Source organism: Streptomyces sp. NPDC037401, from assembly GCF_055602345.1.
The window spans coordinates 32,341-54,870 of record NZ_JBVJWO010000042.1 but is presented as its reverse complement, the minus strand read 5'-3'; the positions used below and the strand labels follow the sequence as shown (position 1 = coordinate 54,870).

The following is a 22,530-nucleotide window of genomic DNA, read 5'->3' as shown; positions in this document are numbered from 1 at the left end:
AATCTCGAAGAGGAGTACGGCAGTTGGCGCTGACATGCTCGGCCTTGGCGGCCGCGGGACGGCGGCTGCGGGACGGACCGACGACCGGCCGGAGCACGGACAAGGGGAGCACATGCTGGACAGACGACGCCTGCTGGCCATCGGGGCGGGCGCTGCCGTGGCGGGAGGTACGACCGCCGTCGTCGCGGCCCGCGGAACCGCCGAGCCGAAGACGACGGCCCACCCCCCGGGCCACAAGGGCGCCGGCCACGGCCACGGGCTGGCGAAGAACGCGAAGATGAGCCCGGTGGCGGCCGCGACGCCGTTCGCCGTGCGCATGCCGGTCCCCTCGACGCTCGTACCGGTGCGCCGGACGCCCGAGGCGGACGAGTACGAGATAGCCGTGAAGAACGCGGACGTCGACATCCTGCCCGGTCTCAAGACCGGGGCCATCACGTTCAACGGCAAGTTCATCGCCCCCACCATCCGGGCCCGCTCGGGCCGCCCGGTCCGGATCTCGTACAAGAACGAGCTGGACCACGGGGCCACCGTGCACGTCCACGGTGCCCATGTGACGGCGGACAACGACGGTTATCCGATGGACCTGATCGCCCCGGGTGCCTCGCGGACCTTCGAGTACCCGAACAGCCAGCCGGGCGCGACCCTCTGGTACCACGACCACACGCACCACTGGGAAGCCGAGCACGTCTACAAGGGCATGCACGGCTTCTACCTGATCGACGGCGCCGACGAGTACGGGCTGAACCTGCCGAGCGGCGCGTACGACGTGCCGATCCTGATCCGGGACGCCCACTTCGACCCCAACGGCGGCCTGATCCTGGACGTGGAGCACCCCGAGGCCCGCTCCACCTTCCTCGCGAACGGCAAGCCGCAGCCGTACTTCCCGGTGGCCCGCCGCAAGTACCGCTTCCGGCTGCTGAACGCCTCCATCCACCGCATCTTCGAGCTGGACCTCGGCGGAACGGAGATGATCCAGATCGGTTCGGACGGCGGTCTGCTGCCGGAGCCGGTGAGGGTGACGAAGCTGACCCTGGCCCCGGGCGAGCGCGCCGAGGTCGTGATCGACTTCTCCGAGCACGCGCTGGGGAGCTCGCTGACCCTGTCGGAGCCGGCCGGTCCCGTGGTCCGCTTCGACGTGAACCGCAACGCCGTGGACACCAGCCGGGTGCCGTCCCGGCTGCGCGCGCTGCCGCCGCTGCCCACCCCGGTACGGACCCGCGAGTTCAAGCTGGCGGTCGCGCCGTCGATGATGGCGTACGCGATCAACGACGTGGAGTGGGACCCGAACCGCGTGGACGCCGTGATCAAGGACGGCACCTCGGAGATCTGGCGGATCTACAACGCGGACACGGTGGACTCGCCCTTCGGCGGGATCGACCACAACTTCCACGTGCACCTGGTGCAGTTCCGGGTCCTGGACCGGGACGGCAAGCCGCCGCTGCCGGGCGAGGAGGGCTGGAAGGACACGGTGCTGGTGCGGCCGGGCGAGAGCATCCGCATCCAGGCCACCTTCGCGGGCCGGCCCGGCAAGTACGTCTACCACTGCCACCTCCAGGAACACAGCGTCGCCGGGATGATGGGGCAGCTGGAGATCACCCCCTGACCCTCCCCCGGAACACGTCGAAGCCCGGTGCGCACGAGCGGACCGGGCTTCGGTGTTTTCGGCGGCTTCGGCGGCTTCGGCGGTGCAAGCGCTGAAGCCGTACCGGATGACGTACCGGAAGGCGTGTCAGAAGGCGTAGTGGACGCCGGTGATGCGCTCGGAGTCGTCCCACAGGGCGCGCCGGGCCCGCGGATCGCGGGCGGCGCGGGCGGGCCGGACGAGCCCGGGGTACCCCCGGGTCTCGGTGAGGCCGAGCGGACCGTAGTACTCGCCGCCGCGGACGCCGGGATCGGTGGCGGCGCGCAGTCCGGGCAGCATGCCCATCGAGGCGCTCTGCAGGAACAGCGGTCCGAGTACCGGGGCCATGGCCCGCAGCGCGGCCGGGAGTTCCCGGCCGAGGCCGGTGTCGGCGAGGCCCGGGTGGGCGGCCAGGGAGAGGGTGTCCGCTCCCGCCCCGGTCAGGCGCCGCTGGAGCTCCAGCGCGAAGGCCAGATTGGCGAGTTTCGAACGGTTGTATGCGGTGTAGCGGTTCTGCCGGCCGGTGGGGCCGGGGGCGCCGAGCCGGCCGAAGCGGTGGAGGTAGCTGCTGATGGTGACGACGCGTGCCCCGGGGGTGGCGGTGAGCCGGTCCAGGAGCAGCCCGGTGAGCGCGAAGTGCCCGAGGTGGTTGGTGGCGAACTGCCGCTCGAAGCCCTCGGCACTGCGGGTGGCCGGGGTGTCCGGGGTCCACATCACGCCCGCGTTGTTGACCAGCAGGTCGATCCGGGGGAAGCGGTCGCGCAGTTGCTTGGCCGCGGCCCCGACCGAGGACAGGTCGGCCAGGTCGAGGTGCTGCACGGTGGTCTCGGCCCGCGGGGCGGCGGCCCGGATGCGGGCCACCGCCGTCGCGGCCTTGATCTCGTCGCGTACGGCGAGCACCACGTGCGCGCCGTTGCAGGCGAGGGCCTTGGCCAGTTCGAGGCCGAGGCCGGAGCCGGCCCCGGTGACCACGGCGGTACGACCGTGCTGTGCGGGCACGTCCCGTGCGGTCCACTTGCTCCGGCTGGCCATGCGTGTACCCCTATCCGGCGGAGTGCGCTTCCTTGGCTTCCTGGATTTCCCGGGTGCGGTCGCGTCCGTATCCCTGCGTCACGATCCGCTCTGCGGCGCGCTCGTAGTGCGCGGGGTCGGCGGGGAGTTCGGTGGCGAGACCGCTGACGTAGCGGTTGTACATGCAGAACGCGGCCGCGATGAGCACGGTGTCGTGCAGGTCCGTGTCGTCGGCGCCGGCGGCGCGTGCGGCGGCGATGGTCTCCTCGGCGACCGGGCGGGCGGCGGCCTGCACCTCGGCGGCGACCTGCAACAGGGCGCGCAGCTTCGGGGTGAGGGGGGCGGCGTCCGGGTTCTTGAGCACACCGGCGACGAATTCCGCGCCTCCGTCGAGCTGGGCCGCGGCGAAGGCGCTGTGCGAGGCGGCGCAGAACGGCGTGGTGTTGAGCTCGGAGACGTAGGCGGCGATCAGCTCGCGCTCGCCGGGGCTCATCGAGGAGGGGGCACGCAGCAAGGCGTCCGCCAGCAGGCCGAGGGGCCGGGCGGTGTCCGTGCGCTGGGCCAGCAGCCCGCTGATGCCGGGCAGGTCGTTGTCGATCCGGATGTGCGGCATGCGTGCAGCTCCCCTTCGGCGGCCCGCGACACGGGGTCGGCGGAAACGATCACGGCGGCTGCGACTCTAGCCATTGCACTGCCGTCAGCGACGGCCTTCCGGCCAACCGGAGAGAAGATCCTGGATCAGCTCGAACGGCGGCTGTCCGGCGAGGTAGAAGTGGTCGCCCTTGACGGTGTGCCCGCGGTAGGGGCCTCGGGTCACCCGGGACCACGCGTCGGTGGCGTGCGGTCCGGCGACCGGGTCGTCGGCACCGATCAGGGTGGTGACCGGGCAGGCGAGCGGGAGTCCGGGTCGGTAGACGTAGCGTCCCGACATCCGGAAGTCCGCGTTGACGTACGGGTAGACCAGCTTGCGCAGGACGGGCTCGGCGAGCAGTTCCGCCGGGGTCCCGCCGAGTCCGATCAGGGCGGCGGTGAGCTCGTCGTCGTCGAGCTGCACGTCCGGATCGGGGGTGGTACGGGTCTGGGGCGCGGGCGCTGCGGAGGCGAAGAGGTGGCTGACGGTGATGCCGTCCGCTTCCAGCAGCCGTGCCGTCTCGAAGGCGAGCCAGGCCCCCATGCTGTGGCCGAGCAGTGCGAGCGGGCGGTCCGCGATGAGGCGCAGGGCCTCGGCGATGTCGCGGGCCAGGTCGTGCAGGTCGGTGGGGCAGGGCTCACCGATGCGCTCGGCGCGGCCCGGGTAGCGCACGGCGTGGACTTCCGTGCCGGTCAGACTGTCGGCCCACCGGGCGAAGAAGGCGGCTACGCCACCGGCGTGCGGGAAACAGACGAGTCGCTGTGCGGCATCCGGCCGTGCCGTCGTGCACTGCAGCCATGGAGTCATTGAAACGGGTCGCCGGCGGGTGGTTACGGCCATCCGACGGAGTCGGTGTTGGCGGGGGCGATCGTACCGGGGGGCACGGATTCCGCGGCCGCGAGAGGAGCGGCGGAGAAGAGGGCGACGGCGCCGACGAACCCGACGACGGAGATGCGGGCGATTCGCAGAACGGTTTCCACAACTGCTCCTAGTGGCGGTGGCGTTTCCTTACGAGGGCGACGTTAGCGAAGGACAGCACCCCTTGGCAAACAGTTGCCAGACTTTGGCAACTTGCCTGCATGTCACGGCCGGGCAGGCCGTAGCCCAACATGCTCAAATCCGCAGGTCAGACCGTCTCCTAGGACCCCTCCGAAAGGGTTTGGCAACCCCCCTCCCCCAGCTGTGCCAAATCCTCACCGCATGGCAACCCCCGCGCAGCGGTGACACGGGCCCGGCCCGCAGCGTCAGGGGCCGCCGCACGGCCTCTGACGCCGACAGGGGACTCGAGGGCAGGCGGACGGCACGGCGGGGCCCCTCAAGGACCGCCAGGCGTCCACGGCTCAGGAGGCGGGCGGGCTGGAGGCTGCCGGGAACGGTGCCCCGTGCGCGCATGCCGGCGGCGGCAGTGCCCCGGTCGGGGTGCCGTGCGCACATCCCGGTGCAGGCTTGCCGGACGCAGAGCCCGCGCGGGTGGGAGGCGAGGGGTGAGCGCCCGTCACGGAGCGCCTGAGACGAAGTCTCGGCCGGGCACCGCAGACGGAGTGCCAGAGGCGAAGCCCGGCAGCGGAGCGGGGCAGGGCAGGGCGGCGCGCCAGGGGCCCGGGGCGGGGCCCACGGGGGGCGGGTGCCAGGGCCGCAGGCCCGGTTTCGGGAAGGGGCGGGAAAGGACGGGAAGGGGCGGCGAGGGGGAAAGCCGCGCGCAGCGCCGCCCGCAAAAGCCAGATGCCCCCGCAGGGGCCGGCGTCAGGCCGCCGAGCGCCCGGGCAGCGTCAGCGTCAGCCGCGGCGCAGCCGTCAGAAGCCCGCTCACCAGCAGCGCATGCTCCCGCAGGGTCGGCGCCGCCAGCATGTCGTGGATCGGTACGGACAGCCCGTACTCCTGCCCCACCCGCCGCACCAGACGGGTCATCAGCAGCGAGTCACCGCCCAGCGCGAAGAAGTCGGACCGGTCCGCGAGCTCGGCGTCCTTGCAGCCCAGCAGCCGGGCCCACTCGCCGACGAGGAAGGCGTGCACGTCCTTGGCCCCGGCTCCCGCCCGGGCACGCAGGCCGTGGACCAGGAGCACCTGGTCGCCCAGGTTCCGGCAGGACATGTCGTGGAGCTGCGCGGAGACCCCGAACTCCCGGGCGATCCGCCGGACCAGCCTGGTGAGGAGCAGCGAGTCCCCGCCGCGGGCGAAGAAGTCGGAGTGCTCGGTGAGGTTCTCGCAGCCGAGGAGCTCGCCCCAGGCCCGGAACATGAACGCCCGCACCTCGTCGGCTTCGTCGGTGGTCACGGCTGTCGCGGCCGGTCCGGCCGTCGCGGCCGACGCACCGGTCACGACGATGACGGCAGAGCGGTCACGGGTCATATTCGCCACTCCCATGGGCATCATCGGCATCGTCCGCGGCCGCGGACAGCCCCGAAGGAGCCCGCCCGCACCCGGCGTTGCCAAGAAGCGTACGACAATCAGGCCACTATTGGCAACGACTTGCCAACCTTGGGAGTGGGCCCTTGAAGTCGCCTTTGCCTGAAACGCCCTCCATATTTGGTCGAGAACTGCAGGTGTTGATCACCACTTCCTTGCTAACCTGCATCGTTGAGGGATACGCTCTGGCACAAGAGAAGCGCATCATGTGACACGGCAGCGGCAAGACGGTGCCCGGAGCATTCGCAGTCCTTCCACCGTTGGGGCATACACGTGCTGGAGCAGCCATCTTTCGGTCGTCGGCTGAAGCAGCTGAGGACCGAGCGGGGCCTATCGCAGGCCGCCCTCGCCGGCGACGGAATGTCGACCGGCTACCTTTCGCGCCTGGAATCGGGCGCACGACAGCCCACCGAGCGCGCCGTCGCCCACCTGGCCACGCAACTCGGCATCAGCCCGGCCGACTTCGAGGAGTCCCAGGCCGCCTCGCTCGCGCAGAGCCTCTCCCTGTCCACCTCCATGGACTCGGACGAGAACAACCTGCTCCTCGCCGAGGCCCTGGAATCCGCGCACGGCCAGGACCCGATGCTGCGCTGGCAGGCCCTGTGGCGGCTGGCCCAGTGGAAGCGCAGGAACGGCGAGCGCGTCGCCGAGCACGCGTACCTCGAGGAACTGGTCCAGGCCAGCGAGGAGATCGGGCTCGCCCAGCTGCGGGCGCGCGCGCTGACCCAGTACGCCCGCTCCCTGCGCGACTCCGGCGAGATCCTCCCTGCCGTCGACGCCGCCCTCACCGCTCTCCAGCTCGGCCGTGACCACCAGCTCTCCGTCCAGGACCTGGCGGGCTCCCTGCTCGTCCTGGTCTCCGTGGAAGCCGAGGCCGGCCGGATGCCGGACGCCCGCCGGCACGCGGACGAGCTGACCGAGCTGGTCGAGGGCCGCAGCGACGCCATGTGGGCGGAGGCCATCTGGACCGCGGGCGCCCTGCGGGTGCGCCAGGGCGAAGTGGCCTCCGCGGAAGTCCTGTTCGAGCAGGCGCTGGAGCGCTTCGACAGCCGGGAGAACCTCTCCCTGTGGCTGCGGCTGCGGGTGGCCATGGCCGAGCTCCAGCTGCAGAAGTTCCCGCCGGACGCGGACGCCGCCCAGCGCTGCATCGAGGCGGCGGAGGCGGGGCTGCCGTTCGCCGGTACGCCCCCGCTGGAACAGGCCCTGACGGTACTGCGCGCCCGGATCGCCTTCCACGAGGGCCGCTACCCGGACACCCGCGCCCTGCTGGACCGGCTCAGCCGCTCCGAGCTGCGGCTCCCGTACCAGTACCAGATCCGGCTGGAGGCGCTGGCGAACCAGCTGCGCATCCTCGACGGTGACGAGGACGAGGGCCTGGCCGGGCTCCAGCGGCTCGCCGTCAAGGCACAGGAGAACTCCAACATCGACCTGGCCGCGGAGATCTGGCGGCTGGCCGCGGAATGCCTGATGCAGGCCCGTGCCCGGGCCCAGGGCGAGGCCGCCGGCGCCTCCGCGGAGGCGGGCGCCGGTACGGGCACCGGCCCCTCCGACGGCGGCCACGGCGGCCCGCCCGCCTGACCGGCCCCGCCGGCACACGCGCCGCGCACCGCCTGCCACACCTGCCTGACGGCGAGGGCGGGCCGCACCCCACCGGGTACGGTCCGCCCTCGCTCGCATCCGGCCCGCAGCGGCCTCCCGCCGCCCCCGGGACCCCTCCCCCGCGCCCGCCCCTGCCCGGCCCCTCCCCCGCGCCGCCCCGCGGCCTTACGCATTGCCATGCCTTCGCCGATATGGCAATATGTTGCCTAGAATTGGCAACTCCGCGCATCCAGATCAGCAGCTGTCTCCGCACAGGGGGTGGATGAGCATGACAGGTACGGACGTGAACAGGGAATATACGGTTGGCAACCTTTGGCCAAAGATTGTTGCCAACAGGGCTCGCGCCACCGGAATCCCGACTGCCACGGCCGGCACGCACACCTCCCAGCGCGCCCTGCTCGAAGCGGCCGCCGAAGGCCTGCGCAAGCTCGCCACGGACGTCCGCTGCCGGGCCGCTTTCGCAGCGCCCGGCTCCGTGCTCCAGGACCTCCTCGCCCCCGCCGCCCGCCGCTACGTCCTCGCCCCGGACCGGGCCGGGTTCCTCGCCGAGATCGACTCCCTGAGGGCCAAGGGGTACCGGGTGACGGCCGAGTTCACCGCCGCCGACCAGGACGTGGACGACACCGCCCGCATCGAGCGGACCGTCGGCGAGTACCTCGCCCTGCTCGACCACGAGTCCGCACCGGACCGGCTCGGGTTCGACCTGTCCCAGGTCGGGCTGGCCGTCTCCCGCGGCCTCGCCGTCGAGAACACCGGCCGCATCGCCGCCGCGGCGGCCGCACGCGGCGCCGAGGTGGTGCTCAGCATGGAGCGCTCCCCCGCCGTGGACACGGTCCTCGCCGTCCACGACGAGCTGGCCGGCCGCCACCTCAACCTCGGCGTGACCCTGCAGGCCCAGCTCCACCGCACCGAGGACGACGTGGCCGCCGTCGCCCGCCCCGGCCGGCGGGTCCGCCTGGTCAAGGGCGCCTTCCCGGAGGCCCCGCACATCGCCCTCGGCCGCGGCCCCGCACTCGACGACCGCTTCCTGCACCTGGCCCGGATGCTCGTGGACCGCGGCGCCTGCCTCAGCCTGGCCACCCAGGACCCCGCCGTTCTCGCCGCCGCCGAGGAGACCGGCCTGCTCGCCCGCGTCGGCGAGATCGAGATGCTGTACGGGGTCCAGCCCGAGCTGCTGCGCCACCACCGGGACACGGGTCACCAGTGCCGGATCTACGCGACGTACGGCACCAACTGGTGGCTCCACCTGCTCCAGCGCCTGACGGAACACCCGCCGATGGTCCTCAACGCCCTGGCCGACATCGCGAACGGCCATACCCCGGCCGCGGCCTCCGCGTACTGACCGAGACCTCCGCGTACCGGCCGGAGCCCTCCGCATACCGGCCCCGACAGCAGCCGGGGCCGACAGCAGCCGGGGCCGACAGCAGCCGGGGCCGACAGGCCGGTCGGCCCGCCGGCCCCCGGGATTCAGGCCGCCAAGGCCGGCGTGCGCAAGGCCACCGCCGCCGCGTACGCCGGGCTGACGGCCAGGTCCGCGACGGTCCAGCCGGGCGGGCTGGTGACCCGCCCGGCGGTGGTTCCCAGGTAGTCCAGGGACGGATCCCGGGCCAGACCCGTGCCCAGCCCCTTGAGGTACGCCTCCTTGCGGACCCACGAACGGGCGAAGGACGCGGGCCGCGCCTGCGGGGTGCAGGCGGCCAGTTCGGCCTCCTCCAGCGGGTGCAGGACCCCCCGCATCTCCTCCGCCGCCTCCACCGAGCCCAGGCTCTGCACGTCCACGCCCACCGGCGCGGACGCGAACGCCAGCAGCGTGAGGTTCCCGCTGTGCGAGAGCGAGAAGTGCACCGGCTGCGCCGGATCCGCGGGGGCGGGGCGGCCGTGCGGCTCCCCGCAGACCGGGCAGGTCTCGCGGCGGAACCGGACCCGCTCGGGCAGGGTGTCCGTGTACGCGCCGAGAAGGACCCGCAGGGCCACGTGGGCCGTCAGGTAGCAGCGGCGGTCGGCGGCCCGGCGCAGCAGCCGCGCGCGGGCGCGTTCGGGCTCGTCCAGGATCCGGCGGGCGAGTTCCTCCACCGGCCCGGCCTCCCGTACCGCGTCCGCCTGCCACACCTGCGCGGCGTCCGCGGTCAGCCGCTGGGGCCCCGGCGGCCGGTGCAGCGTCAGCGGGCGCGGGACCCGGGGCAGCTGCGGGGCTGCCGTGACCGGCGGGGCCAGGTCAGCGGGCGCCATGGTCTTCGGCCGTCGTGCCGTCGGACGTCCGCGTGACGAAGGCACACGCGTCGCGGGCGGCCTGGTACCCGGCGAGGTATTCGTCGCCGTCCGCGGCCACCGCCATTTCCTCGAGGACCGTGACCAGGCTCGCGAGCAGGGCCGCGAACCGGCCTCCGTTCTCCTGCACGAGGGTCATGGCGCCCTCCCACAGGGCGGCGCGCACCTGCTGCACGGTGGGGAGTCCGCCGCCGACCGCGGCCACGGCGAGCAGTTCGGCGATGCGCCGCTCCAGCGGGGTCGCGTTCCAGGCTCCGCGTTCCGCGTCCCGTACGAGCGCCTCCAGGTCCGCGCCCAGGCGCACGACACCGGGCGGCTGGACGCGTGGCTGCCACGCTGAACTGTTGGGCACGGTGGGCATGGTGGTGACTCCTCACACAGCGGACCGGGGGCCGGAGCCGGCGGACACCAGCAGTCCGGCGCACCCGAGGGTGACAAGGGCGGCGGCGACCGCCACCCACAGCGCGGGGACGTACGTCATCCGGTCCCCGTCGGCGGCCGGGTAGAGGAACACGCCGCCGGCGGCCACTCCGGCGGCCGCCCCCAGCTGCTGGGCCGCGGTGAACACCCCGGACCCGGCGCCGGCGTCCTCGGCCGGTACGCGTTCCAGGACGATGCCCGCGACCAGCGGGACGCTGGTGCCGTTGCCGAAGCCGAACACCGCCAGGCAGACGAGCAGCAGGGTCAGTTCCAGCTGGCCGTGGTCCCCGTCGCCGGCCGCCGCCACGGTCGCCAGCGAGCCGGCCAGGCCCGCGACCGTGGCCAGTCCGGCCGCCACCAGCGTGCCCGGTCCGAAGCGGGCCCGCAGCCCGAACCCGAGCCGGGCACCCGCGGCGATGCCGACGGCCACCGGGGTGAAGGCGGCCCCGGCGGCGGCCGGTCCCAGCCCCGCCTCCTCCTGGAGGTAGAGGCCCAGCAGGACGAAGAAGGGGACGGTGGCGACGTACAGGGCGAAGTTGAGGAGGACCCCGAGGACGAAGGGACGGACCCGGAACAGCCGGACGGGCAGCAGCGCGGTCCGCCCGGCCCGGTCCCGCAGCACCTGCCGGCGGGCGAATACGGCGGTGACCACGGCCCCGGCGGCGAACAGGGCGGCGCCGGCCGTCCCCGGCAGGTCCCGTACGGCGGCCAGGGGCAGGAGCAGGAGCGTGAAGCCGAGGGCGCTGAGGGCCACACCCGCGCCGTCGAGGTGCCGGGAGCCGTCCCGGGGGCGGTCGGCGGGCAGGGACCGGCCGGTGAGGACGAAGGCGGCCAGGCACAGCGGGACCACGAGGAGGAACACGGGCCGCCAGCCGAGCCCGTACGGGTTCCAGGCGGGGACGGCGCCGCCCAGCAGCTGCCCGGCGACCATGCCGAGGCTCATCGCGAGCCCGTAGAAGGCCAGGGCCTTGGGCCGTGCGCGGTCCGGGAAGCGGACCCGGATCAGGGCGAGTACCTGCGGCAGCATCAGGGCGGCGGCCCCGCCCTGGGCGAGCCGGGCGGCGATCAGCGCGGCGGGGGACCAGGCCAGTCCGCAGGCGAGGGAGGTGAGGCCGAACAGCAGCAGCCCGGCCCGGTAGGCGCGGCGCAGCCCGACGAGGTCGCCGATCCGGCCGCCGGTGATCAGTCCGAGGCCGTAGACCAGGCCGTAGCCGCCCGCTACCGCCTGGAACTCGAAGGCCGACAGGCCCAGGTCGCGGTCGATGGACGCGGCGGCGAGGTTCACGCAGAAGGCGTCGAAGAGGGAGAGGAACGGGCCGAGGAGCAGCAGCCACAGGCCCTGCCAGGGGCGTTGGCCACCGGGCGGGTCCGGGTGCGGGGGGAGGGCGTCGACGGCAGGCACCCGCGGGGAGGCGGTCGGCGCCGGCACGGCCGGCTTCCGGTCCCTGCTGTCGACACGCTCCCCGGCCATGTCCGGCGAATCCTCTCGGAGTTCGGACTTCCCGCTCCCCATCCAAGGGAGAAACCGCGGGCACCGGCAGCCGGACTTGGCCAAGTCTCCGGCGTCCCTGCCCTGCCGCGCGCACTCAGGCAGGTCGGCCTGGCCCGCCGGGGCCGATCTGCGCACGTGAGGAGACGCGCCACGGCGGGCCGGGCTCGGATGATGCTGCTCCGGGGGTCCCGGAGCCGGGCGCTCCCGTGCCGTACGGCGGGAGCCGCGGTAAGAGGCAGGGAGTGGGACGTGTCAGTGTTCGAGACCGGAGTCGCTTCCGTCGTCGTGGACGGGGAGAACCTGACCCTCGAGGCGGTGCGGGCCGTCGCCGAGGAGGGTGTACGGGTGACCCTCACCGACAGCGTGGTCGCCCGGGCCCGCAAGAGCCGGCAGATCCTGCGGGGGCTGGCCGGCGAGGAGTCGGCCGCGGAGGCCGAGCGGCAGACGAACCTGGTACGCAGCCACAACACGGGCCTCGGCCCGCTGTTCGGCGAGGACGAGGCACGCGCGATCATGACGGCCCGGCTGAACTCCCTGGCCAAGGGGTACTCGGGGGTCCGTCCGGAGATCCTGGCGCAGCTGGCCCGCTATCTGAACCACGGGGTGACCCCGGCCCTGCCGGAGATCGGCTCGCTGGGCGGCGGCGGGGACACCGTCCCGCTGGCCCACCTGGCGGCGACGCTGCTCGGCGAGGGGCTGGTGCTGCGGGACGGAAAGCGGGTGGCGGCCGCGAAGGTGCTGCAGGACCTCGGGATGGAGCCGCTGCGGCTGGGCATCCGTGAGGGGCAGGCGCTGATCGGCGGGACCGCCGGGGCCACCGGCCTGGGCTGCCTGGTGGTCGCGCGGGCCCTGGACCAGGTACGGCACGCGGAGATCGCGGCGGCGCTGGCCACCGAGGCGCTGGGCGGGACCGCCGGGCCCTTCCTCGCCGCGGGCCACGACCTGGCCCGCCCGCACCTGGGGCAGATCGACACGGCGGCCAACCTGCGCTCGCTGCTGCGCGGCGGTGCGGCGGCCGCGGCGGTACTGGGCACGGCGGTGCGCGATCCGCTGGCGGACCCGGCTCCGGCGGCCCAGCGGACGTACGCGCTGCGGGCCGTGCCGCAGGTGCTGGGGGCCGTGCGGCACTCCCTGTACCAGGCGGTGGGGACCCTGGAGACGGAGTTGAACTCGGCCGGCGGCGACCCTTTGTACTTCGAGGAGCAGCTGGTGTTCCACGGGGCGAACGGGCAGGGCCAGGCGGTCGCGTTCGCCCTGGACTTCGCCACCATCTCGCTGGTGCAGCTGGGGGTGCTGGCCGAGCGGCAGGTGCACCGGCTGCTGGACCCGGGGCCGGACGGCGGGCTGCCGCCGTTCCTGGCGGCGGGCGATCCGGCGCTGAACCACGGGTTCGCCGGGGTCCGTCATCCGGTGGCCGCGCTGGTCGCGGAGAACCGTACGGTCGGCTCCGCGAGCGTGCAGAGCGTCCCGGCCGCGGGGGACGCGGAGGACGTGTCGGGGCTCGGGCTGCTGGCGGTCCGGGGCACCCGGCGGGTGCTGGAGAACAACAACCGCATCCTCGCGGTGGTGCTGCTCGCGGCGGCGCAGGCCGTGGACCTCTCCCGGCGGTTCGACACGCTGGGCCCGGCCTCGCAGGCCGCGTACGACGCGGTGCGCTCGCTGGTGCCCGCGCTGGGCGTGGACCGGGCCATGTCCGAGGACATCGAGCTGATCACCACGGCGCTGTCCCGGGGCGAACTGCTCCGGGCGGTGGGCCGGTACGGGGGAGCCGCCCTGCGCTGAGCCCGGCCCGCGGCCCGCGGCCCGCAGAACCCAGCCATACGACCACACGGCCACACGGCCACACGACGGCATGACCGCACGACCGCACGGTCCGCATCTGAGGGAGCACCAGGGAGGCACAGCATGAGCGACACCCGCCCGGCGGCCCCGGAGGCCGTGCACGACCCGGCTTCGGCAGTACTCGCGGCGGCCGCTTCGGCGGCCCCGGCCTACACCGCCTCCGCGGCACAGGGCGCGGCGACGGCTCTGATCCGCATGTTCGTGGAGCAGGGGGTGTTCGGACCGTTCCCGGTGGGACCGGAGCCGGAGCCCGAGCCGGCGGCGCCGCTGCCCGCCGTCCTCGCCGGCGACTGGGACCGGGCGCGCAAGGCCGTGGCGCTGGCCGAGTCCCGGCGCGAGGCGCAGGAGCCGCTGCCCGCGGCCGCGACGGCCGAGCTGTCCGCCGTGCCGAGCCTGCGCCTGGTCGGCGAGATCATGCGCCGCGCGACCCGGCCCCTGGAGCCCGCCCTCCTGCAGGACGCGAGCTGAGTGCACGGGATCCCGCCCACCCGACGATCCGACTGTGTGACCGATCCGACCGGAGGTACGTGACGTGAGGCCCGTCGTCCGAGCGGTCCTGAGGGGCTCGCTCAAGCAGATCCACCATGTGCGGGCCACCGATCCGGGCCGGGCCCGGGGCCTGGTGGCCGAGGTGTACGACCAGGCCCAGCGGGACTTCGGGGTGCTGGCCCCGCCGCTGGCCCTGCACTCCCCCGCCCCGCCGGTGCTCGCCGCGGGCTGGATGATGCTGCGGGAGACCCTGCTCGTGGAGGGGGCGGTGGGCCGGGCCGCCAAGGAGATCGTGGCCACCGAGGTCTCCCGGGCCAACGCCTGCCCGTACTGCGTCCTGGTGCACCAGGCCACCCTGGACTCCCTGTCCGCCGGGCAGGCCGCGTCCCCGGGCGGTGCCCTCGCGGTGTGGGCGGGCTCCACGGGACGGCAGCCGGGCCGGGGGGCTCCGGCCGAACCGCCGTTCCCGGCCGGGCAGGTGCCGGAGCTGGCCGGGGTCGCGGTGACCTTCCACTACATCAACCGGATGGTCGGCCTCTACCTGGACGAGTCACCGGTGCCGGATCAGGCGCCCGGGTTCGTGCGCGGCCCGATCATGCGGACCGTGGCGAAGTCGATGCGCCCGGTCTCCGGCAGGCCGCTGGCCGCGGGCACCTCCCTGGAGCTGTTGCCGGAGGCCCCGCTGCCCGCCGAACTGTCCTGGGCCCGCCCGAACCCGGTGGTGGCCGACGCGCTGGGCCGGGCGGTGGCCGCGGTGGAGAACGCCGCCCGGTGGGTGCCCGCACCGGTACGGGAACGGCTGCGGGAGCAGCTCGCCGAGTGGGACGGCGGCCCGGTGGGCCCCAGCCGCGCCTGGCTCGCCGAGGCCCTCGGCGGGCTGCCCGCCGGGGACCTGCCCGCCGCCCGGCTGGCCCTCCTGACCGCCTTCGCCCCGTACCAGGCCACGGACGAGGACTTCGAGGCGTTCCGCGCCCGCTTCCCCACCGACCGGGCCGTCATCGAACTGACCTCCTGGTCGGCCCTGTCCGCCGCCCTCTGCGTGGGCTCCCGGCTGTCCGCCGCCCCCGCCACCCGCTGAGAAGGGGTCAGCGGTCCCGGCCGGCACAGCTGCGGGCGGTCCGGGCTGGGGCCGCGGCCCGCGGGGCGGCGGCCCGCCGCGCCGCCCGGGGCCGGACCGGGCCGCCGCGGCGGACGGGCCCGGCCGCTCCGGTCCGGACGGTCCGGGCCGTCCCGGCCGCCCCTGTCCGTTCCGCGGGCCCGCCCCCGGGCACCGCTGCCCGTACCGGCTCCGCGGGAGCGCAGAGGGCCCCCGCCGGGCTCCCGGCGCCGTCCGGGGCGGGGAGCACCGGGCCGGTCGCGGGGGGGGGGGGGGGGGCGGCGGGGGGGGGGGGGGCCCCGCCCCACATCAGCTCCCCCGCGTGCTGTGTTACCTGCCGCCCTCCGCAACCCAACCCCCCCCCCCCCCCCCCCCCCCCCCTCTCCCCGCCCCCCCCCCCCCCCCCCCCCCCCCCCCCCCCCCCCCCCCCCCCCCCCCCCCCCCCCCCCGCCGCCGCCGGCCGGCCCGCCTGCGTGCCCGGTCCGCCGTCCACGCCCTCCGCGGCCTTCGCCGGGGCCGCGGCCTTCGCCGGGGCCGCCGGGGCCGCCGCGACCAGGGCGGTGCGGCCCTCGTTCCCGCGGCCCAGCAGGTCGTCCACCGTCTCCGAGCCCGCCGTGCCCCGCTCGCGCAGGGCCCGGGCCGTCGAGGCCAGTTCGTCCGCGATGCGCTCCACCTCGTCGGCGACGGCGGCCGCGTTCTGCCCGAGGATGTCGCCCCACAGCCGGGGGTCGCTGCCGGCGATCCGGGTGGTGTCCCGTACCCCGGTCCCGGCCAGCTCCAGCACCTCCCGGTCCAGCCCGGTCAGCTGCGCGGCCAGGGCCGAGGACACCAGCTGCGGGGCGTGGGAGAGGGCGGCCACCGCCCGGTCGTGGGCGGCGGGGGTCATGTCCCTGCGCACTGCGCCGCAGAGGGCGACCAGCGCGTCCACCGCCTCCAGGGCCCGCGGCTCCACCGTCGGGTACGGGCACAGGATCCAGGGGCGTCCTTCGAAGAGGCCCGCCTGGGCGGCGGCGGGGCCGGTGAGCTCGCGGCCCGCCATCGGGTGCCCGGGGACGTAGCCGAGCAGGTCGCTGCCGCGCAGCTCGGCCTCCGTCCAGATGTGTTCCTTCGCGCTGGCCACGTCCGTGTAGGCGTGGCCCAGCCCGCGCGCCTGTGCCTCGTACAGGGTGTCCACCACCACCGAGGGCGGGGTGGCGACGACCACGAGGTCGGCGGGCGGCATGTCGGGGGTCAGTTCCCAGCCGGCTCCCATCCGCAGCGCCGTCTCCAGCGCCTGACGGGAGCGGTCCTCCAGGGTGACGGTGACCCCTGCCCCGGTGAGGGCGAGTGCGATCGAGGTGCCGATCAGTCCGCAGCCGATGACGGTGACGTGGCTCAGGCCGCGGGTGCGGTCCGTCCTCTCGTCGAGCGCGTCGGCGGTGCGGGGGTCGTTGCCGGTCAATGCGGGCTCCTTGGTGGGCTTCTGGCTCGGGTGCGGGGACTGTGGGCCCGGGTCGCCGGGGCTCGGGTGCCCGGGCTCCGGCTGCCCGGGCGGGCGGCGGGGGTGTTCACCACTGGGTGTCCTCGAACTGGCCGGGACGGCGGCCCTCGCCGGCCGGTCCGCGGTAGGCCTGGGCGATGTCAAGCCACTGGTCGGCCAGTTCTCCGGTGGCGCTCAGGCCGAGGTCGGACCGGTGCCGGCGGCGGGTGACCAGCAGGCAGAAGTCGTGGGCGGGGCCGGTGATGACCTGCCGGGCGTCCTCCGCGCCGATGTTCCACCGCTCGCCGCTGGGGCCGGTCAGCTCGAAGCGGAAGGGCTGCTCCGGCGGGGTGATGCCGTGCGACTCGTAGCCGAAGGACTGGGTCAGGAAGGCGAAGTTGACCAGGTGGATCAGGCGGTCGGTGGGCTGTCGGCGCACCTTCAGGGCGTCGGCGATGTCCTGGCCGTGGCCGAAGAGCTCCATGATCCCGGCGCAGGCCAGCACCACCGGCGGCAGTGGATTGACCAGCCACGGCACGACCGAGCCTTCCGGCACCGCGGCCAGTGCCTCGACCGAGGCCTCGCCCTCGGCACGGAACCGGGCCAGCAGCTCCTTGGGCGGGAAGCCGTTGAACTGCTTCAGGGCGGCGTGGACCGCGCCGTCGAAGTCGTCGGCTGCGGAGGCCGTGATGGCCTTGAACTGCTCGGGGGCGGCGGCCGCCGTCTTGGCCAGGGTGAAGATGAAGGTCAGGTGGGCGATCTGGTCGGCGATGTTCCAGCCCGTGGCCGGCGTTTCCGTGTACCAGGCTTCGTCGTCGAGGTCTGCGACCAGGGCGGCGACCTCGTCGATGTCGGCGGACAGGGCCTTGAGGACGTCGTTGAGGCTCATTTTCCGGTTCTCCTTCTGCTGTGCCCCGGCTCCTGCCGGATGCGAGTTGTTTGATGAAACTGACTGGTCGTACGGCGGTCGTGCGGAAGGGTCGTGCGGCGGGGCTTCGGTTGTCTCACGGGATCCGGCCGCCTGGTGGGCTCCGGCCGGCGGGCCGGGTTGCTTGATGCAACTCACTGGCCTTGGAAAAGCGGCGGCGCAGGACGTACGGGGTGGAGCTCACGCGGCGCGGCCGACGAGGGAGCGCACCTGTGCGGAGTACGGCTCCAGGGCCTGGGCGAGCGCGTCCGGGATCAGGGAGGGCACGGTCGCGGTGTTGGGGCCGCGCATGCAGGCGATCCGCTGCTTGCCGCGGGCGATCAGGGTCTCGGTGCCGTCCTCGGAGAGCTTGACGTAGTCGAAGGTGAATTCCAGCTGGGTCTGGCCCAGCTCGCTGAGCCGCATCCGGATCGACAGCTCGTCGAAGGCCGTGATCTCGGCGAAGAACTCGCAGTCCACCTTGAGCGTGAAGAGCTTGAGGTCGTCCTGCACGTCGGCGAGCACCGCCGGCGCCTTCTGCTTCAGGAAGAGCTCGCGGCACCGGCCCTGCCAGCGGAGGTAGTTCACGTAGTAGACGTTGCCGACGAGGTTGGTCTCCTCGAAGCCGACGGTGTGGCGGTACTCGAAGTAGTCGACGGCGGTGGCAGCGGCGGTGGCGGTGGTCAGCGTCATGGTGGATGCCCTTCGGTCGGGGTTCGGATCGTCTCTGGGTGGGATGTTCAGGCGAGTTGCTTGAAACAACTCACCCGGCGGACACGTCCGCCCGAAGCGAGCCCTGCTCGCTGTCGGACGGCGCGGTGTCCTCGGGCCGGGATCCGGCGGTCGTACGGTCGAGTGCGGCGTTTCCGCAGATCAGCGGGTCAGGGTAGGCAGCAGCGGCAGCACGTTCTTGCGGCCGCTCCTCGAACCGTCCGGGGCCGGTGCCCCGTAGGTGACGGAGATCCCCTTGCTCTGGGCGGCTTGCACGATGCCCGGGATGGCGCGCTCGGCGAGCGCGGCGATCGTGTTTGCGGGGTTGACGGTCAGTGCTCCGGGGACGGCCGAGCCGTCCGTGACGAAGATTCCGGGGTGTCCGCGCAGTTCGTTGCGGTCGTCGAGGGCGGAGGTCTGCGGGTCGTCTCCCATTCGGCAGGACGAGAGCGGGTGCACGGTGTAGGCACCCACCAGGTCGTTCGTCCACGGCATCACCTTGGCGAGGCCGTCCTTCTCCAGGATTTCCTTGACTTCGGCGTCGGATTGGGCCCAGGCGCCCAGGGTGTTCTTGGTCGGGTCGTACCTGAGGTTTCCCCGGCCCAGCATCTGCTGGGATATCCGGTGGGCGTTGCCGGTGGCGGGCGGGGGGCCGAAGACCCCCTCGTTGTCGTCCTCGATCATCGTGAAGATGGTCAGCCAGGACGTCCAGCGCTTGAGGATCTCCTTCTTCTCCGCTCCGAACCAGGTCGGCCCGGTCGCGTCGGGGACCTGGGCGAGGATGGTGCCCAGACCCGGCGGGAAGTAGAGCTGCTCCAGCGAGTAGCGGGAGTACTCGGGAAGGGATCCGTCCAGACGGTCCCAGCTGGCCACCGTAGGCCCCTTGCCGATCTGGTTGGCGGCGTACGCAAGTCCGTCGCCGCGGTCCAGACCGAGCAGTTCGGCAGCCTTGTCCTCGTTGATGATGGCGGTGTTGAGCCGCTCGCCGTTCCCGGAGAAGTACCGGCCGACGGCGTGCGGCATGGTGCCCAGGTGCGCCTCGCTGCGCTGCAGGATGACCGGGGTCGCACCCGCTCCGGCGGCGATGACGATGATCTTCGCCTCGATCTCGCCGGTGCCGACGTGGATCCGGTAGTCCTCCTCGTGCACCAGGTCGTAGTGGACCCGGTAGTCACCGTCCGAGGTGCGGGCGATGTACTGCACCTCGTGCAGGGGGCGTATCTCGGCGCCGTGGGCGAGCGCGGCCGGCAGGTAGTTGACCAGCAGGGACTGCTTGGCCTCGAACCGGCAGCCGGCCATCATCCAGTTGCAGTTGACACATTTGGAGTTGTCGATGGCGACGGCGAGGGGGTTCGCCGTCCGTCCGGCGTGGTTGCAGGCGGCGGCCCACAGACCGCCGGCGTAGCTGACGTCACTCCACTCCTGTTTGGTGACCGACAGTGACTCCTCTACCCGGTCGTACCAGGGATCGAGGGTGGTACGACTGACCGATTCCGGCCACATCCTGCGGCCGATCGAACCGTGCCGGTCGAAGACGAACCGCGGGGCCCGGGGCATGGCCGCGAAGTAGACCACGCTGCCGCCGCCGACGCAGTTGCCGCCGAGGATGCTCATCCCGTCGCCGACGGTGAAGTCGAAGGCCCGCGTGTAGGAGGAGCCGAGCTTGTAGTCGTGCTCGAACTCGCTGCTCTCCAGCCAGGGGCCGCGCTCCAGCACGGTGACCTTCGCCCCGCCGGCCGCCAGGTGGTACGCGGCGATCGCGCCGCCGAACCCACTGCCGATGACCAGGACGTCCGTACGCTCGATGCTGTTGCTCATGCTGGGCTCCCCTGGGGCGTGGTGTCCGGGTGGAGACGGGCGAACTGCTTGCCGTAGCCGAATTCCTTGAAGCGCCACAGTCCGTCCGCGTCGGGCTGGGAGATCCCCATGGCCGCGAGTCCGGGGTGACCGTCCGCGAGTGCCTCTGCGGTGTGCAGGTGAGCCGCAGAGTCGAAGGCCATGTTGCAGAAGAGGGAGAGCATCACCCAGAAGTCCTTCTCCGGGTGGCCGGGAGTCGTCAGTCGCTGGATCAGCGCGACGCGGTGCCGGTAATCGAGAGCGACGAAAGGCGGTACCTCCTCGTCGAGGGTGAGCCCCAGCTCCGTGGCGTAGCCGCGGGTGTGCTCGTTGACCAGGTCGGCCAGGTCGTCCAGACCGTCGTGGATACCGGTCGCGTCCCAGCGCAGGAGTTCCAGCGCCCCGGCCTCGACCGCGCCCCCGCCGGTGGAGACACCGGCGATCGCACGGTCTTCGGCCCAGCGCTTCTGCCCCGGGATGATCGTGTCGGCGTAAGCCTCCAGCGTCATCGTCCGGCCGCCATCGCCGTCAGGCGCCACTCGTGCGTTTTCTACTCGCATCTCATTCCCCTTTCTCTTCGGTTCTGAGTGGTTGCCTTGCGGCGTGAGAGAAAACTAGAACTGGGGCCGCAGTTCAAGCAACCAGCCAAAGTCGCAGCGAGACTGAACACGACTCCCCAGAGTCGGGGCTTCCTTGAGGCAGAACTTCCGACCTGGTCGGAGCCCTCTCTAGGCTCGGGTCCCGGATGCATTCCGCACCTGCACGTGACATTCCTTCCGCGACGGCCCAGACGTCCTGTGGAAGTGCGCCTTGGGTCTCTTGCTTGGGGGCAACGTGAAAAGTGCTGACGATGCCCCGCTCCCGTCGGCGCACGACACACACCGGGTACCGATCGCCGACCTCCTCCCCGCCGACTCCCCTCGGCTGGGAGACATCGACAAGTCCCATGTCCGCCGTCTAGCCGCCGTCTTCCCGACCCTCCCGCCGGTCCTGGTCCACCGGGCCACGATGCGGGTGGTCGACGGCATGCACCGGATCCGCGCCGCCTCCCTCAAGGGGCTGGACACCATCGAGGTCCAGTACCTGGACGCGGCCGAGGACCAGCTGTTCCTGCGTTCCGTGGCGGCCAACCTGGCGCACGGGCTGCCGCTGTCGGTGGCCGAGCGCAAGACGGCCGCGGCCCGCATCCTGGCCTCCCACCCGAGCCTCTCGGACCGTGCCGTGGCCGCCCTCGTGGGGCTCGACGCGAAGACGGTGGCCGGCGTACGGGTGTGTTCAGCCGCGGGATCTCCGCCGCTGAACATGCGTACGGGAGCGGACGGCCGGGCCCACCCGCTGGACCGCACCGCCGAACGCATGCACGCCGCCGAGCTGCTGGCCCAGGACCCCGAGCTGCCGCTGCGCGCCGTCGTGGAGAAGACCGGCCTGTCGCTGGGCACCGCGCACGACGTACGGCAGCGGCTGCTGCGCGGCGAGGACCCGGTGCCGCAGAGCAGACATGCGGCCGGCCAGGCAGCGAAGCGGGCGGCGGGTCCGCCGGTGCCCTCCGGCGGCGGGGCGGCTCCGGCCGCCTACCGGGGCCCGGCGCAGCCGGGCCAGCCCGCGCTGCGGGCCCCGCAGGCCCCGCTGTCCCCGCGCTCCCGCCTGCCCATGGACACGCTGCGCCGGCTGGCCGGGGATCCCTCCCTGCGGCACACGGACACCGGGCGGGAGTTCATCCGCTGGCTGCACACCCACTTCATGGTCGACGAGGCGTGGCGCAAGCGGCTGGACGCGATCCCCCCGCACAGCGTCGACGCCGTCGCCGACCTGGCCCGGCACTGCTCGGACGCCTGGCGGCGCTTTGCCGAGGAGCTGGCCGTACGCAGACACACCGGTCCGGACCTCGCAGAACTCCACGCGACTCAGCCAACTCGGCGTTGACGCCCCGCAGCGACAGGGAGACACGGTGACTACGACGACCATCGAACACGCCGTCCGCCGGGCCATCGGATACATGCACGTCAACCTCGGCCAGGACCTGACCATCGACGACATGGCGCGCACGGCGATGTTCAGCAAATTCCATTTCACCAGGATCTTCCGCGACGTCACCGGGACTTCTCCCGGGCGCTTCCTCTCCGCATTACGCATGCAGGAGGCGAAACGGCTCCTGGTTCTGACCGATTTCAGTGTGGCCGATGTCAGCAGCCAGGTCGGATACAGCAGCGTCGGCACCTTCAGTTCCCGCTTCAAGGCCTGTGTGGGCGTCTCGCCCAGCGCCTACCGGGAATTCGGCGGGGTCCTGCCCAAGATGCCCCAGCACGGCGGCGCCGGGCGCCCCGTGGCCGCCGGCGCGGTCGCGCACAGCCTGTCCCTGCGCGGCAAGGTGTTCCTGCCGGCCGGCGAGGAGCCCGGCACGGTCTTCGTGGGGCTGTTCCCCACCCGGGTCCGCCAGGGCCGCCCGGTGCGCTGGGCGGTGCTGGACGAGCCGGGCCCCTTCGAGCTGCGGGACGTGCCCTCGGGCACCTGGCACATCCTGGTCCACACGACCCCGTACGGGGCCGAGGAGGGCGCCGGGGTCCTGTCGGTCGGGCAGCACGGGCCGGTCACCGTACGGCCGGGTGCGCTGCTCCGGCCCGCGGAGATCGCGCTGCGGCCGCTGGACGTGCTCGACCCGCCGGTGCTGCTGGCCCGCTTCCCGTAGGCGCCCCGGGCATGCAGAAGGGGCCGGACGCGGCGTGCACCGCGTCCGGCCCCTTC

21 protein-coding genes are annotated in these 22,530 nt (G+C 73.3%); 8 read left to right on the top strand and 13 right to left on the bottom strand.

Annotated elements, in window-relative coordinates; genetic code table 11:
* Positions 1-112: 112 nt before the first annotated feature.
* Positions 113-1,603: a multicopper oxidase family protein gene (locus ACZ7H1_RS32335; protein WP_470791472.1), complete on the top strand. Its 1,491-nt coding sequence runs from the start codon at positions 113-115 to the stop codon at positions 1,601-1,603.
* Positions 1,604-1,729: 126 nt separating this feature from the next.
* Here ACZ7H1_RS32335 and ACZ7H1_RS32330 read toward each other — a convergent pair whose 3' ends face one another.
* The 5 genes from ACZ7H1_RS32330 to ACZ7H1_RS32310 form a co-directional block, all read right to left on the bottom strand.
* The gene (locus ACZ7H1_RS32330) at positions 1,730-2,653 is read right to left on the bottom strand and encodes an oxidoreductase (protein ID WP_470791470.1); all 924 of its coding nucleotides are present in this window, start codon (positions 2,651-2,653) and stop codon (positions 1,730-1,732) included.
* 10 nt (positions 2,654-2,663) lie between these two features.
* Entirely contained in the window at positions 2,664-3,245 is a 582-nt protein-coding gene (locus ACZ7H1_RS32325) for a carboxymuconolactone decarboxylase family protein (protein ID WP_470791468.1), read from the bottom strand.
* Between the two features lie 84 nt (positions 3,246-3,329).
* Complete coding sequence (locus ACZ7H1_RS32320) at positions 3,330-4,070, bottom strand: thioesterase II family protein (protein ID WP_470791466.1); 741 nt, start codon at positions 4,068-4,070, stop codon at positions 3,330-3,332.
* Positions 4,071-4,093: 23 nt separating this feature from the next.
* Positions 4,094-4,243: a hypothetical protein gene (locus ACZ7H1_RS32315; protein ID WP_470791464.1), complete on the bottom strand. Its 150-nt coding sequence runs from the start codon at positions 4,241-4,243 to the stop codon at positions 4,094-4,096.
* 763 nt (positions 4,244-5,006) lie between these two features.
* Positions 5,007-5,612: an acyl carrier protein gene (locus ACZ7H1_RS32310; protein ID WP_470791462.1), complete on the bottom strand. Its 606-nt coding sequence runs from the start codon at positions 5,610-5,612 to the stop codon at positions 5,007-5,009.
* Between the two features lie 330 nt (positions 5,613-5,942).
* On the opposite strand from ACZ7H1_RS32310, the gene ACZ7H1_RS32305 reads away from it, so the two are divergent.
* Positions 5,943-7,247 (top strand): helix-turn-helix domain-containing protein, encoded by a 1,305-nt coding sequence (locus ACZ7H1_RS32305; RefSeq protein WP_470791460.1) that lies wholly within the window; start codon positions 5,943-5,945, stop codon positions 7,245-7,247.
* A gap of 304 nt (positions 7,248-7,551) precedes the next feature.
* Entirely contained in the window at positions 7,552-8,610 is a 1,059-nt protein-coding gene (locus ACZ7H1_RS32300) for a proline dehydrogenase family protein (protein ID WP_470791459.1), read from the top strand.
* Between the two features lie 125 nt (positions 8,611-8,735).
* Here the strand turns inward: ACZ7H1_RS32300 and ACZ7H1_RS32295 are convergent, their stop codons facing one another.
* The 3 genes from ACZ7H1_RS32295 to ACZ7H1_RS32285 are packed head-to-tail and all read right to left on the bottom strand — an operon-like array spanning position 8,736 to position 11,427.
* Positions 8,736-9,497, bottom strand: a complete 762-nt coding sequence (locus ACZ7H1_RS32295; protein WP_470791457.1) for a 4'-phosphopantetheinyl transferase family protein — start codon at positions 9,495-9,497, stop codon at positions 8,736-8,738.
* Positions 9,484-9,888, bottom strand: a complete 405-nt coding sequence (locus tag ACZ7H1_RS32290) for a hypothetical protein (protein ID WP_470791455.1) — start codon at positions 9,886-9,888, stop codon at positions 9,484-9,486. The genes ACZ7H1_RS32295 and ACZ7H1_RS32290 overlap by 14 nt, the downstream gene beginning before the upstream one ends.
* A gap of 21 nt (positions 9,889-9,909) precedes the next feature.
* The gene (locus tag ACZ7H1_RS32285) at positions 9,910-11,427 is read right to left on the bottom strand and encodes an MFS transporter (RefSeq protein ID WP_470791453.1); all 1,518 of its coding nucleotides are present in this window, start codon (positions 11,425-11,427) and stop codon (positions 9,910-9,912) included.
* 270 nt (positions 11,428-11,697) lie between these two features.
* Between ACZ7H1_RS32285 and cmdF the strand changes: the two genes are divergently transcribed.
* The 3 genes from cmdF (at position 11,698) to ACZ7H1_RS32270 (ending at position 14,857) form a co-directional block, all read left to right on the top strand.
* Positions 11,698-13,230, top strand: coding sequence for a tyrosine 2,3-aminomutase (cmdF, locus tag ACZ7H1_RS32280; RefSeq protein ID WP_470791452.1), 1,533 nt, complete (start codon positions 11,698-11,700; stop codon positions 13,228-13,230).
* A 123-nt stretch (positions 13,231-13,353) separates the two neighbouring features.
* A complete protein-coding gene (locus tag ACZ7H1_RS32275; protein WP_470791451.1) occupies positions 13,354-13,758 on the top strand; it encodes a hypothetical protein in 405 nt (134 codons plus the stop codon).
* 64 nt (positions 13,759-13,822) lie between these two features.
* A complete protein-coding gene (locus ACZ7H1_RS32270) occupies positions 13,823-14,857 on the top strand; it encodes a carboxymuconolactone decarboxylase family protein (RefSeq protein ID WP_470791450.1) in 1,035 nt (344 codons plus the stop codon).
* Positions 14,858-14,864: 7 nt separating this feature from the next.
* Here ACZ7H1_RS32270 and ACZ7H1_RS32265 read toward each other — a convergent pair whose 3' ends face one another.
* The 5 genes from ACZ7H1_RS32265 to ACZ7H1_RS32245 all read right to left on the bottom strand — a co-directional run bounded on the left by ACZ7H1_RS32265 (position 14,865) and on the right by ACZ7H1_RS32245 (position 20,297).
* A complete protein-coding gene (locus ACZ7H1_RS32265) occupies positions 14,865-16,316 on the bottom strand; it encodes a prephenate dehydrogenase (protein WP_470791449.1) in 1,452 nt (483 codons plus the stop codon).
* A 106-nt stretch (positions 16,317-16,422) separates the two neighbouring features.
* A complete protein-coding gene (locus tag ACZ7H1_RS32260; RefSeq protein WP_470791447.1) occupies positions 16,423-17,223 on the bottom strand; it encodes a TIGR03084 family metal-binding protein in 801 nt (266 codons plus the stop codon).
* A gap of 219 nt (positions 17,224-17,442) precedes the next feature.
* Positions 17,443-17,934: an acyl-CoA thioesterase gene (locus ACZ7H1_RS32255; protein ID WP_470791446.1), complete on the bottom strand. Its 492-nt coding sequence runs from the start codon at positions 17,932-17,934 to the stop codon at positions 17,443-17,445.
* Positions 17,935-18,114: 180 nt separating this feature from the next.
* A complete protein-coding gene (locus ACZ7H1_RS32250; RefSeq protein ID WP_470791445.1) occupies positions 18,115-19,770 on the bottom strand; it encodes an FAD-dependent oxidoreductase in 1,656 nt (551 codons plus the stop codon).
* Complete coding sequence (locus ACZ7H1_RS32245) at positions 19,767-20,297, bottom strand: DUF5987 family protein (RefSeq protein ID WP_470791444.1); 531 nt, start codon at positions 20,295-20,297, stop codon at positions 19,767-19,769. The genes ACZ7H1_RS32250 and ACZ7H1_RS32245 overlap by 4 nt, the downstream gene beginning before the upstream one ends.
* Positions 20,298-20,622: 325 nt before the next feature.
* On the opposite strand from ACZ7H1_RS32245, the gene ACZ7H1_RS32240 reads away from it, so the two are divergent.
* Both ACZ7H1_RS32240 and ACZ7H1_RS32235 read left to right on the top strand, forming a co-directional pair.
* Complete coding sequence (locus tag ACZ7H1_RS32240; protein WP_470791443.1) at positions 20,623-21,711, top strand: ParB/RepB/Spo0J family partition protein; 1,089 nt, start codon at positions 20,623-20,625, stop codon at positions 21,709-21,711.
* Positions 21,712-21,736: 25 nt separating this feature from the next.
* On the top strand, positions 21,737-22,474 hold the full coding sequence (locus ACZ7H1_RS32235; protein WP_470791441.1) for a helix-turn-helix transcriptional regulator: 738 nt from the start codon (positions 21,737-21,739) through the stop codon (positions 22,472-22,474).
* Positions 22,475-22,530 lie beyond the last annotated feature (56 nt).